General features: G+C 42.5%; 12 protein-coding genes. All 12 read left to right on the top strand.

Annotated elements, in window-relative coordinates; genetic code table 11:
- Nucleotides 1-10 precede the first annotated feature (10 nt).
- The 12 genes from L1994_RS09840 (at nucleotide 11) to L1994_RS09785 (ending at nucleotide 11620) form a co-directional block, all read left to right on the top strand.
- Nucleotides 11-1951, top strand: a complete 1941-nt coding sequence (locus L1994_RS09840) for a type II secretion system F family protein (protein WP_278099267.1) — start codon at nucleotides 11-13, stop codon at nucleotides 1949-1951.
- A gap of 344 nt (nucleotides 1952-2295) precedes the next feature.
- A complete protein-coding gene (locus tag L1994_RS09835) occupies nucleotides 2296-2871 on the top strand; it encodes an archaellin/type IV pilin N-terminal domain-containing protein (protein WP_278099266.1) in 576 nt (191 codons plus the stop codon).
- A gap of 165 nt (nucleotides 2872-3036) precedes the next feature.
- Nucleotides 3037-3189, top strand: a complete 153-nt coding sequence (locus L1994_RS09830; RefSeq protein ID WP_278099265.1) for a hypothetical protein — start codon at nucleotides 3037-3039, stop codon at nucleotides 3187-3189.
- A complete protein-coding gene (locus L1994_RS09825) occupies nucleotides 3186-3743 on the top strand; it encodes a hypothetical protein (RefSeq protein ID WP_278099264.1) in 558 nt (185 codons plus the stop codon). Before L1994_RS09830 ends, L1994_RS09825 begins: the two co-directional genes overlap by 4 nt.
- Before the next feature lie 219 nt (nucleotides 3744-3962).
- Nucleotides 3963-4286, top strand: a complete 324-nt coding sequence (locus tag L1994_RS09820) for a V-type ATPase subunit subunit G family protein (RefSeq protein ID WP_278099263.1) — start codon at nucleotides 3963-3965, stop codon at nucleotides 4284-4286.
- Nucleotides 4279-6255 carry a V-type ATP synthase subunit I gene (locus L1994_RS09815; RefSeq protein ID WP_278099262.1) on the top strand — a complete coding sequence of 659 codons (1977 nt, stop codon included), beginning with the start codon at nucleotides 4279-4281 and terminating at the stop codon, nucleotides 6253-6255. The genes L1994_RS09820 and L1994_RS09815 overlap by 8 nt, the downstream gene beginning before the upstream one ends.
- 4 nt (nucleotides 6256-6259) lie before the next feature.
- Nucleotides 6260-6511 carry an ATPase gene (locus L1994_RS09810; RefSeq protein ID WP_278099261.1) on the top strand — a complete coding sequence of 84 codons (252 nt, stop codon included), beginning with the start codon at nucleotides 6260-6262 and terminating at the stop codon, nucleotides 6509-6511.
- 28 nt (nucleotides 6512-6539) lie between these two features.
- Nucleotides 6540-7118 carry a V-type ATP synthase subunit E family protein gene (locus L1994_RS09805; RefSeq protein ID WP_278099260.1) on the top strand — a complete coding sequence of 193 codons (579 nt, stop codon included), beginning with the start codon at nucleotides 6540-6542 and terminating at the stop codon, nucleotides 7116-7118.
- An 11-nt stretch (nucleotides 7119-7129) separates the two neighbouring features.
- Entirely contained in the window at nucleotides 7130-8188 is a 1059-nt protein-coding gene (locus L1994_RS09800) for a V-type ATP synthase subunit C (RefSeq protein ID WP_278099259.1), read from the top strand.
- A gap of 5 nt (nucleotides 8189-8193) precedes the next feature.
- Nucleotides 8194-8496, top strand: a complete 303-nt coding sequence (locus tag L1994_RS09795) for a V-type ATP synthase subunit F (protein WP_278099258.1) — start codon at nucleotides 8194-8196, stop codon at nucleotides 8494-8496.
- Nucleotides 8487-10235 carry a V-type ATP synthase subunit A gene (locus tag L1994_RS09790; RefSeq protein ID WP_278099257.1) on the top strand — a complete coding sequence of 583 codons (1749 nt, stop codon included), beginning with the start codon at nucleotides 8487-8489 and terminating at the stop codon, nucleotides 10233-10235. The genes L1994_RS09795 and L1994_RS09790 overlap by 10 nt, the downstream gene beginning before the upstream one ends.
- 5 nt (nucleotides 10236-10240) lie before the next feature.
- Nucleotides 10241-11620 (top strand): V-type ATP synthase subunit B, encoded by a 1380-nt coding sequence (locus L1994_RS09785; RefSeq protein ID WP_278099256.1) that lies wholly within the window; start codon nucleotides 10241-10243, stop codon nucleotides 11618-11620.
- Nucleotides 11621-11624 lie beyond the last annotated feature (4 nt).

Here is an 11624-nt window from a genome sequence, read left to right as displayed (position 1 = left end):
AGGTCGTAATATGCTTGTTGAAAGGTACATTCAATGGAGGCTTTCTAAGCATCCGGAATCCTTTACAGATCTTAAGGCATCTCTGATATCTTCAAGGATGGGGCTTACCGTTTCAAGATATCTTTATTATTCAATATTATTTTCCCTGATAGCAGGATTAATCTTTGGAATTCTCGGATTTTTCCTCTCATCATTCATATTCATCCCGGAATTTTCAACAGGAATTTACAATGTCTTCAACTTAAATCTCCCTGTTTATGAAGTTCCGGTTTTGACAAGAATGGCTGTCGGATTAATTTCATCTGCAGTATTTTTTTCCCTTGGTTATCTCTTTGTCTATATTCTGGCCCTTAATTATCCCTCTATGCAGAAATCAACAAGGAAAACCAAGATAAATCTGACTCTTCACAACGCAGTCTCATACATGTTTGCTATGAGAAGGGGCGGTGCAGAACTCTTAGACATCTTCAGATCGATATCTGAAAATGCTGATATTTACGGAGAGGTCGCACTTGAGTTTCGGCAGGTTATAAGAGATGCTGAATATTTTGGATTTGATATGATTTCAGCTCTTCAAAATCTTATATATACAACTCCGTCTGAAAAATTCAAGGAATTTTTGGAGGATATGCTTTCAGTCATCAACAGCGGCGGGGATTTATCCTCATATCTTGAATCCCGTGTCAGCCTTTATCAGAATGAGGCCAGATTTGAGCAAAAGCAGTTTTTGTCCATACTGCAGATTGTTGCTGAATCCTATGTTACATTATTTGTTGCAGGGCCTTTGTTTCTGATAATAATTATGGTTGTAATGGGAATGGTGGGAACAACCGCTGTTTTTGAACTCACCCTTGTAACCTACATCCTTCTTCCGGTTGGTGCTGCAATTTTTATGCTTTTTGTAGATCTAATCTCCTTAAAGGATCAGGAGGTTGAAAGATACCTCTCAATAAAAGAGTTAAATGAATTCAAAGACGTAAAAATTAAAGATAAAGAAGGAGAGGAGGATTATTTCGCAATTCTTGACAGTTATGACAGAAAAAGAGCATTTAAGGAATTTTTGAAGAACCCTCTTGACTGGTTTGTTTCTGATTCAAAGCGGTCATTTTACATATCAGTTCCTCTGGCAATCCTGTATCTGGCTCTTCTTTTTCTAAATGTGCCTTCATATTCCGATGCAGAGATAACGTATGCGATAATAGACGACCATATAATAATGGCAGTTCTTTTTCTTTTAATTCCTTATGGATTTTTTATTGAGTTATGGAGAAAAAAGGTGCATGATATTGAAGAGAGCACGCCTGATTTTCTCGACAGGCTCGGAGGAGTAAACCGCGTTGGAATGTCTCTTGCAGGAGCAATCAATGTTCTTGTAAGAACAAACCTTGGAGTAATTTCATATGAGATAAGAAGGATTAAACGCGACATTGACTGGGGTGCAAGTGTCGGCGATGCATTGGTGAGGTTTGAGAAAAGGGTCAATACTTCAGCGATTGCAAGAACTGTCACTCTTATCACAAAGGCAAGTGAGATGAGCGGCGAGATAGGAGAGGTTTTATCAATTGCATCAAGCGATGCAAGGATGAACCAGGTCTTAAAGCGTGAAAGAACAGGTGAGATGTTCATCTATACGATGATTATTTATCTGGCATTTTTTGTTTTTGTGTTTGTGGTTGCAGTACTGGATGTCAATTTTCTTACAATTCTTGATTCAATGAATACATCTTCTGCATCAGCAACTGTTCAGGCAACATCAGGTGCTTCCTTTTCTCAGAGCACCCAGATGCCTGTTGATACATTTCGGCGTCTTTTGTTTCACACATGTATGATTCAGGCGTTTTTCTCAGGTCTTATTGCCGGTCAGATGGGTGAAGGCTCAATAAAGGCAGGTATTAAGCATGCCGCAATTATGCTTGTGATTGGTCTTTTGATCTTTAATATAATGATATAGAACTGTGGGGATATAGGAATTCGATGTTATAGAATTGTTATGTTATAGGAATGTGGGGATATAGGAAGTGTGGCCACTTCGGGGTATTTTTCAGGTAAAAAATATCAGATAAGCCAAAAAAATGTCGAAAAAAATTAAAGAAGAAGAAAGACCACTCCTCCCTAAAAATACAAAAAACACCAAAAATTAAGAAAAATTTGAATAATATTTCCAGTTTCACGTAATGTCTGAAACAAAATTTCTGTATTGTCAGAACTATACAAAAATATCTATATACACTGCAACTTCTATAGTAAAATACGAATATTTTATGCCTGAAAGGTTGTATTTATGGTGAGATAAATTTGATTTCAGACTCCGAAGCTTTCACAGGTCTTGAGGCCGCAATAGTTCTAATTGCATTTGTAGTTGTAGCTTCGGTCTTTTCTTTTGCAATCCTTGGTGCAGGATTTTATGCTACATCACAGACTGAAGGAGTACTTCATAATGCCGTGTCTGAAGCAGGTGCAATGCCTGAGCTTTTGGGAAATGTATATGGACATAGCGGTGGAGACGGAATAAATAAGATACAGTTTTCTCTTTCACAGTCTTCCGGCGGGCAGATGATTGATTTTTCCGGAATGGTTGTTACATGGAGCACTCCTGATGAGGTTTTAATAATCGATCAAAATGTTCCGCTTTATGATGAAGCGGGAATTACTGCCGGATGCTGGGGGATTATCAAGCGAAAATCCCAGCCGGATTATGAAGATAATTTCCTCGACAGCGGAGAGGTATTTACTATTCTTATACACCTTGCACCGGGACATGAGCTAAAAGAAGGTCAGAAATTTACAATTGAAATGGTATCCCAGTCAACAGGTTCATTTATGATAACAAGGTCAGCACCATATCAGTTTGATACTGTAAATATTCTATAAGATTTTATCTGGCATTTCTCTTCTTTTTTATTTTTTTTAACAGATGGCCACAAAATATACCCTTGAAATTCAAAATAAGATCTTAAAAATGAAACGTAAAATTTTCATTCTGCAAAACAATAATATGCCATAATCTACCTAATGGAATATTAAGGTGTAAAGTTTATGTGTTCGGTTGGCGGCCCAATGGATGTTGAACTTGAAGAGCGTTTAAAGGGCAAAAAATACAGATGCAATGATTGCGGCACGACATTTGAGGCAGTGGGGAAGCATCCCGTATGTCCGTCATGTCAGTCTGAGAATGTGACGGCTATATGAAAATTTCTCCCGGTGGGGATTATATCCTGATAAAAGGGAAAAACTCTTTTTTGCTCCTTGGAATTGCAGATGAACTTTTTACACTTTTTATTGAAACAGAAAAAAAAGAGCTCTGCCAGACTGTAAGAAAAGGCGAGATTGTGGCAGTCTCGGCACCTGAAGGGGGGGATTTGAGGCATGCCGCAATGCTTCTTGAGCTTGTAAGAACATATCATCAGCCGCTTGTTGTTTTAAAAAAAGGCCATCCCTGCTCAAAGAGGCTTAAAATGGTTGTATCTGCAGGATCAAAAGTGGTCATGAAATGTGATATCTTAAGGGGAACACATCCTGAACAGGACGTAATCTGCTCATCAGATGAGCTGTCAGATATATACATTGAATCCTTAGGTGATGAAGTAATTATTAAGAGCACAGCATCCGGGGAAGCATCAGAACCAACAGAATCCATAGAAAGAAAAGTACAATCAGACCACGGGAAAAAATCAGACTGCAAAATAATTGACTGTAAAATAATAAGTCCTGAGGATGTTTTTACATCTGAAACAATCATATGAGTTTAAAATTAAAATCTCTGTGTTTGAAAAAAATAAGCCTCTCATATCAGGAAAAATCAAAAACCAATCCTAATTTTTTTATATTTATCCAATTGGGGCTAAAAAAAAATATTATTTCTTATGAATCGCCTCTCCTCTCTTTCATCTGCGCATAAAATGACAACCATTAATAGACATCTTTTCACATATCTTTAGGTATTGCCGTGAGAGGAGGGTTGGATGAAGACTGAGGTTCTCAAGAGCATCAAAGATTCAGAAGAAGAGTACAAAAAAACGATCAGTACAGCTTTGGAAGAAAAAAAGCGCATTATAGCTGACGCCGAAGCTGAGGCTGGCAATCTTATTGCGAAAGCACAAAAAGATGCTGAAGAGTACAAGAACAAGCGTATCGCAGACGCACGATCTGAAGCAGAAATTAAGTATGCAGGGATTGTAAAGGACGGCGAACAGCGTGCTGAGACTCTTAAAAAGAGCGCAGCAGGAAACCTTGACAAAGCAGTAAACATGCTTGTAGAACAGTTCAAGGTGAAGTTAAATGTTTAAAGTCCAGAGGATGAGCAAACTGCTCATCGCCGCGTCCAAAGATCAGCTTGACCCGATTGTACGTGAGTTGTACAGATACAATGTCTTCCACATAGAGGACTTTGTCGAACAGGAGGCCGAAGGATACGAAGGCTTTAAGATCGGAAAACCGATGCCTAAAGCTTCAGCTATCTCAACGGAGCTTATTAGAATTCGTTCACTTTCAAATGCAACCGGGATTTCACCCGATTCAGTTGAAAGAGGAGCACTGCAAAAGTCAGCAAGTCTTAGAAAAAGCATTGGAGAAGAACTCCCTGCTATTGAAAAAGAGATAACTGCACTTACAGGCAGAAGGAATGATCTTGAATCTCAGATTCGTGAAATCGAACAGAAGATTACAGAACTGACACCTTTTGCCGCATTTCCGGAGGATTTGTCATTGCTATCAGGTTATGAAGACTTTATAGCAATTGCAGGACACATCTCCGAAGATGTTGACCTGCCGGTTCCGAGTGAAAAATTCTTCACAGGCGAAGTTTCAGGAAACCTTCTTGTTGCTGTTGTACCTAAATCTGCTTATAGCGAAGCTGAAAATTTCCTTGCAGACAATGGTCTGCAATCATTGCCCATTCCAAAAGAAGAGGGCATTGCACAAAGCAGAATAGAGTCATACACTCATGAGAAAGCCCGTCTCGAAAAAGAGATTGGTGAGATATCCGAGCAGATAACTGCTCAAAAATCTAAGCACGCATCGTTTCTGGTGGCATGCGATGAACTGCTCACGGCAGATGTGGAGCGTGCAGAAGCGCCGCTTAGATTTGCAACAACAGAACAGACATTTGTCGCTGAAGGATGGATTCCGTCCGATAAGGTTCAAAGTCTGATAGCCGATCTTGAAAAGGCCACAGACGGAAAAATCTGTGTTGTCGAAGAAGAGATTGACTATGAAAAAGATATCGTGCCTATCGAATATGATAACCCTGACTTTTCAAAGCCGGCAGAGGCTTTAATGGATATCTATTCAAGGCCGCAGTACACAGAATTTGACCCTACATTGCTTATGGCAATTGTTTTCCCGGTATTCTTTGGTTTTATCCTTGGAGATATCGCATATGGTCTTGTACTGCTTATTCTAAGCATTGGTCTTAGAAAACTTGTAAAAGACAGCATGGCTGGAAACCAGCTTTTGGATGTCTTAAGAAATGCAAGTATAATGAGCATAATTTTTGGTTTCTTATATAGTGAATTCTTAGGATTCGGGTGTCCGTGGGAGCCTTTAATCATGAGTCGCCATTTCAATATAGGTGCGGCACATGCAGGCGGTCATGGTCCGGATGCAATATTACTTCTTATCGTTACGGCATGGATAGGAATATTACACATCACACTTGGAAGAGCAATTCACATGAGAAATGCATATGTTCAGCTGCATCCCGGAAGCCACAGAAGCAAGGTTATGTTTGCACAGTTTGGCTGGATTATAGTTATGTGGGGAATTTTATTCCTTATCTGGACAATTGCACCAATTCCAATGATGCCTGATCTTACATCCGCACCACTTGTTGCAGGATACAATATCTTCGCATTCGTTGGAGCATTGTTGATTGTAATCGGAGTTATTGGAATCGGACGCGAATCAGCACTTGAACTGATGGAGCTTCCGACAATCATAAGTCACGTGCTTTCATACACACGTCTTGCGGCTGTTGGTCTCTCATCCGTTGCTATTGCGGCTGTTGTAAATTTCATTGCAATCGGCATGATGATTGAGCCGGGCCTTGCTGAATTAAGCATCGTTGGCATAATAATGATAGTCGTTGGAATACTCGTATTCCTGATTGGACACATTTTAAACACCGCTCTTGGTCTTCTTGGCGGTGGACTGCATTCTATTCGTTTGCACTATGTAGAGTTCTTCACCAAATTCTATCAGGGTGGAGGAAAGAAGTACGAACCATTTGGAATTATAAGAAAATTTACGGAGGAATAATAATATGGTAGTTGAAACTATGACAATTGAAGTTGCAGAAGCATCTGCAGTAGGATTTAAAGCAATTGGTGCAGGTCTTGCAGTAGGACTTGCCGGTATGGGTACAGGTCTCGCACAGCTTGGTATCGGTGGAGCGGCAGTAGGCGCAACCGCTGAAAACAAGGAAATGTTTGGTCTTGCACTTCTGTTTACAGTTATCCCTGAGACAGTCGTTATCTTTGGTCTTGTAGTTGCACTTCTTCTCCTCTTTACATAAAACGGATATTTAAGGAGTAGATTTGACAATGGCATTGGATGCTGTAGTCGGTGAGATTAGAGATAAAGGCAAAAACGAAGCCGCGGCTATAATTAAAGAAGCAAAGGCAGAGGCAGACATAATTCTTGCAGAAGCAGGAGAAAAGGCTGTCGCCATCAAAACCACAGCAGAAGAAGAGGCAAACCGTCAGTCAGCCCAGATTATTACGAGGGAGACTGCGGCCGCAAACCTTGCCGTTAAAAGGGAGGTTTTAAACGCCCAAAAAGACCTTCTTGACAAGGTACGTAACTCTACTGTTGAGGCTATTGATGCACTTCCTGAAGACTTTCATAAAAAAGCCGTCAGGGAGCTTTGCAAAATAGCGGCCAAGGAGCTTGGTGAAGGCGTATTCTACTGCAATGCACGTGATAAGGCAGCAGCAGAATCAGCAATTGCCGAGCTTAAGACTTTATCCGGATTTACACTGGCTGGAACAAAAGAAATCTCAGGTGGCGTCATAGCCGAGAGTAAAGACGGACAGCTTCAGCTTGATTTCAGCTACGGCTCATGTCTTGGCGAAGTCTGGGAAAACGGACTCAAAGACGCATCAGAGGCTCTGTTTAAGTAGAGGGGATGCAAATGGCTGCAGTTAATACTACAGGCCCTGCTCCCTACATATACGCCTGTACACGTATGCGTGTTCGGAAGGCGGCTCTCCTTCCCCGTGAGGAGTATATGCGAATGCTTAATATGGAGCTTCCTGAGATAACCCGTTTCATAGGCGAAACAAGGTATAAAACAGAGATTGATGAGCTTGCCTCATCCTTCTCAGGCATTGACTTAATGGAGATAGCACTCTCCTGGAATCTTGCAAAAGAGTACCAGAAGATAATTTCTCTCGTTCCCGGGCACTTAAAAGGCTTTACAAAAAGTTACCTTTTAAGATGGGATATTCAGAATGTGCTTACAATCCTGAGAGGCAAGATGCAGGGAGTATCCGGCGGCAGGATAAAAGAGATCCTGATTCCGGCAGGAAGTCTTGACAGAACCATTCTTGACAGACTTGTTACTGAAGATTCAACAGACAGAATCATAGACGGCTTAAAAGGGCATATGCTTTACAGCATCTTTGAGCGTGAGATCTCAGCCGCAATTGAGTCAGGTTCGTTTTCACATATGGAAAATGAGCTGTACAAGGAATATTACAGGATTTTAATCAAAGAATCCAAGAGTGGTGTCAAAGGAGGGCATGCGTTCCTTAAATATATCTATCTTGATATTGACACAAACAACCTTGATACAGTTCTTCGTGTGAAAGGCGAATCTGATACTGAATCACTGCGTGAATTGATGATTGAGGGTGGAAGTTTTACAATTGACGAACTTGTCCGCTTTGCAGGGACAGAAAGCGTTGATGAGATAATTGACGCTGTCAAAAAGAAGATGAACACCGATTCATTTGACACAGTGTTTGAGGCATTAAAGGAAGGTAAATCCGCTCAGGAGATAGAAACCGGTCTTATAAAAGCCAAGCTTTCCGCGATGGACAGACTTTCAAAGCTCTATCCGATGTCGGTTGCACCGATTCTTCTGTATCTTGAGATGAAGCATTACGAAGTAACAAACCTTCGTGCAATTGCACGCGGAAAGGAGTCAAAACTCCCTTCAGAGAGCATTGAAGCCTGTATGGTGGTGTGAAAAATATGGAAATAGCAGTTGTTGGAAACAGTGAGTTCATACTGGGATTCCGTCTTGCCGGCATCCAGAAGACCTATGCCGCTGACAGCGAAGATTCGCTTGTCGCACAGGTTACAAAGGCTATGGATGACAGAGATGTGGGAATCATTGTACTCAAAGGCGAAGATATGCAGAAACTGCCGTTTCGTCTTCGCACCACACTTTCAGAATCTGTAAAACCGACCGTTATCGCAATTGGCGGTGAAACGGGCGGTCTTTCCATGAGAGAGAGAATTAAGAGATCAGTGGGTGTTGATCTGTGGAAGTAAAAGGAAAATCTAAAGGAATTTTAAAGAGGATTTCCGGGCCGGTCGTTACCGCAGTTGATCTTGACGCACATATGTATGATGTGGTCAGGGTAGGTAACGAACAGCTGATGGGTGAGGTCATCAAAATTGATGGCGAAAATATCATCATTCAGGTGTACGAGGCGACCGACGGTATCCGCCCAGGCGAACCGGTAGAAAACACCGGACTTTCCCTGGCAGTTGAGCTGGGACCTGGTCTTCTGACAAGTATCTATGATGGTATTCAGAGACCGCTTGAAGTGCTCATGGAGAAGATGGGCAGTTTTATTGAGCGTGGTGTAAACGCACCAGGTCTCGACCACGAGAAGAAGTGGGAATTCAAACCACTCGTTAAAGCAGGCGATGAGGCAGGTCCCGGAGCTATCATAGGAGAGGTTCAGGAGACAAACATCGTCACAAAAATCATGGTTCCGCCAAATTTCAAGGGCGGAAAGATTAAGGATATAAAATCAGGCAGTTTTACAGTCGATGATGTTATCTGTGTCCTTGATTCAGGCGAAGATGTCTGCATGATGCATAAGTGGCCTGTACGTGTTCCAAGACCGTTTATCGAAAAGAAAAACCCGGATGTACCGTTGATCACCGGTCTTCGTATACTGGACGGTTTATTCCCGATTGCAAAGGGTGGAACAGCTGCAATTCCGGGACCGTTTGGTTCAGGAAAGACAGTTACACAGCAGTCACTTGCAAAGTGGTCTGATGCAGAGATAGTAGTCTACATCGGATGCGGTGAGCGTGGAAACGAGATGACAGAGGTTTTGACAGAATTCCCTGAACTTGAGGATCCAAAGACCGGAAAGCCTTTAATGGAGAGGACAATTCTTATCGCAAACACCTCAAATATGCCTGTTGCAGCCCGTGAAGCATCAGTTTACACCGGTATCACAATTGCGGAGTACTTCCGTGATATGGGATACGATGTATCACTTATGGCTGACTCAACATCCCGCTGGGCAGAAGCAATGCGTGAGATTTCATCACGTCTTGAGGAGATGCCTGGTGAGGAGGGTTATCCGGCGTACCTTTCAGCACGTCTTTCAGAGTTCTACGAGCGTGCAGGACGTGTGGATGCACTCTGTGGTAAGATGGGTTCAATTACTGTTATCGGTGCGGTTTCCCCGCCTGGTGGAGATTTCTCCGAGCCTGTTACACAAAACACTCTTCGTATTGTAAAGTGTTTCTGGGCACTTGATGCAAAACTCTCACAGAGGCGTCACTTCCCGGCTATTAACTGGCTCAACTCTTACTCGCTTTACCTAAACTCTCTTGCTCCGTACTACGATGAGCAGGTGTCACCTGAGCTTAATCCGCTTCGTGCATGGGCTATGGAAGTCCTTCAAAAGGAGTCTGAGCTTCAGGAAATTGTTCAGCTTGTAGGTTCAGATGCACTTCCGGAAGCAGAGCAGGTCACAATTGAGATTGCAAGGATGCTTCGTGAAATGTTTTTGCAACAGAATGCTTACGATGCAGTTGATGCATACTGTTCAATGGAAAAGCAGTTTGATCTTCTAAAGGCAATCAGAAGATATGCAGATCTTGCATACAATGCACAGAAGAGTGGTTTTTCAATCGCCGCAATTATTGCTGTCAAGTCCAAAAACGAACTTGCACGTCTTAAATACATTGCAGAGTACAAGGGTGAACTTGAAAACATCTTAAAAGAGATGGATGCAGAGTTTGCAAAGATTAAGGAGGCCTGATTACGGTGAAGGAATATCGTACAATTACAAAGATTCAGGGACCTCTCGTTTTTGTCGAGAAGACAGAGCCTGTCGGATACAATGAGCTTGTAAACATTGTTCAGTCTGATGGCAGGGTAAAACGTGGTCAGGTTCTTGATACATCAGATGATATTGTCTGTGTTCAGGTCTTTGAGACCACAGCCGGTGTCGGAAAGGATGCAGGTGTCCGCTTCACAGGTGAGACTATCAAGATGCCTGTTGGAAAGGATATGCTTGGACGTATCATGTCCGGTGCAGGTACACCAAAAGACGGTGGTCCAGAGATTGTTCCGGAAAAGAGGCTTGACATAAACGGTGCGGCTATAAACCCGTATGCACGTGCGTCACCTTCTGAATTTATCCAGACTGGTATCTCAACAATCGATGCGACAAACACACTTGTACGTGGTCAGAAGCTTCCTATCTTCTCCGGTGCAGGTCTGCCGCACAATGAGATTGCTCTTCAGATTGCACGTCAGGCAAAGGTTCCGGGATCACCTGAGGAGTTTGCTGTTGTGTTCGCTGCTATGGGTATCACAAAAGAGGAAGAAAACCAGTTCATGGCTGACTTCGAGCGTACAGGTGCTCTTGAGCACGCTGTTGTGTTCTTAAACTTAGCTGATGACCCGGCTGTTGAGCGTATCATCACACCGCGTCTTGCACTTACAACAGCAGAGTACCTTGCATTTGAGCTTGGATACCATGTTCTTGTTATCTTAACAGATATGACAAACTACTGTGAGGCTCTCCGTCAGATTGGTGCTGCCCGTGAGGAAGTACCTGGAAGACGTGGATACCCTGGTTACATGTATACCGATCTTGCATCAATCTATGAGCGTGCAGGTATCATCAAGGGCAAGAAGGGTTCAGTTACACAGCTGTCAATTCTGACAATGCCTGGTGATGATATTACACACCCGATTCCTGACCTGTCCGGATACATCACAGAAGGACAGATTGTGGTTAACCGTGATCTTCACAGAAAGGGTATTTACCCGCCGATTAACGTCATGCCTTCACTCTCACGTTTAATGAACCTCGGTATAGGACCTGGAAAGACGCGTGACGATCATAAGAAGGTCTCTGATCAGATGTATGCAGGATATGCAGAAGGTGTGGATCTTCGCGGTCTTGTTGCAATTGTTGGAAAAGATGCATTATCAGAGCGTGATCAGCGTTTCCTTGAATTTGCAGATATGTTTGAGGACAGGTTTGTCCGTCAGGGTCATGATGAGGATCGCTCTATTGCTGATTCACTCAACCTTGGCTGGGAGCTTTTGTCAAGCCTACCTGAAGAACAGCTTACACGTATTGACAGGGAACTTATTCAGAAGTATCACCCGAAATACAGAAAGAAGGAGTGATCTG

The organism is Methanomicrobium antiquum (assembly GCF_029633915.1).
GTDB classification, from domain to species: Archaea; Halobacteriota; Methanomicrobia; order Methanomicrobiales; family Methanomicrobiaceae; genus Methanomicrobium; species Methanomicrobium antiquum.
This window is presented reverse-complemented; position numbering and strand designations above follow the sequence as displayed.

Coding starts and splice junctions, on each gene's coding strand:
- L1994_RS09825 (WP_278099264.1), top strand. CDS start 3,186: ATGAAAATTTCTCCCGGTGGGGATTATATCCTGATAAAAGGGAAAAAC.
- L1994_RS09805 (WP_278099260.1), top strand. CDS start 6,540: ATGGCATTGGATGCTGTAGTCGGTGAGATTAGAGATAAAGGCAAAAAC.
- L1994_RS09795 (WP_278099258.1), top strand. CDS start 8,194: ATGGAAATAGCAGTTGTTGGAAACAGTGAGTTCATACTGGGATTCCGT.
- L1994_RS09800 (WP_278099259.1), top strand. CDS start 7,130: ATGGCTGCAGTTAATACTACAGGCCCTGCTCCCTACATATACGCCTGT.
- L1994_RS09815 (WP_278099262.1), top strand. CDS start 4,279: ATGTTTAAAGTCCAGAGGATGAGCAAACTGCTCATCGCCGCGTCCAAA.
- L1994_RS09830 (WP_278099265.1), top strand. CDS start 3,037: ATGTGTTCGGTTGGCGGCCCAATGGATGTTGAACTTGAAGAGCGTTTA.
- L1994_RS09840 (WP_278099267.1), top strand. CDS start 11: ATGCTTGTTGAAAGGTACATTCAATGGAGGCTTTCTAAGCATCCGGAA.
- L1994_RS09820 (WP_278099263.1), top strand. CDS start 3,963: ATGAAGACTGAGGTTCTCAAGAGCATCAAAGATTCAGAAGAAGAGTAC.
- L1994_RS09810 (WP_278099261.1), top strand. CDS start 6,260: ATGGTAGTTGAAACTATGACAATTGAAGTTGCAGAAGCATCTGCAGTA.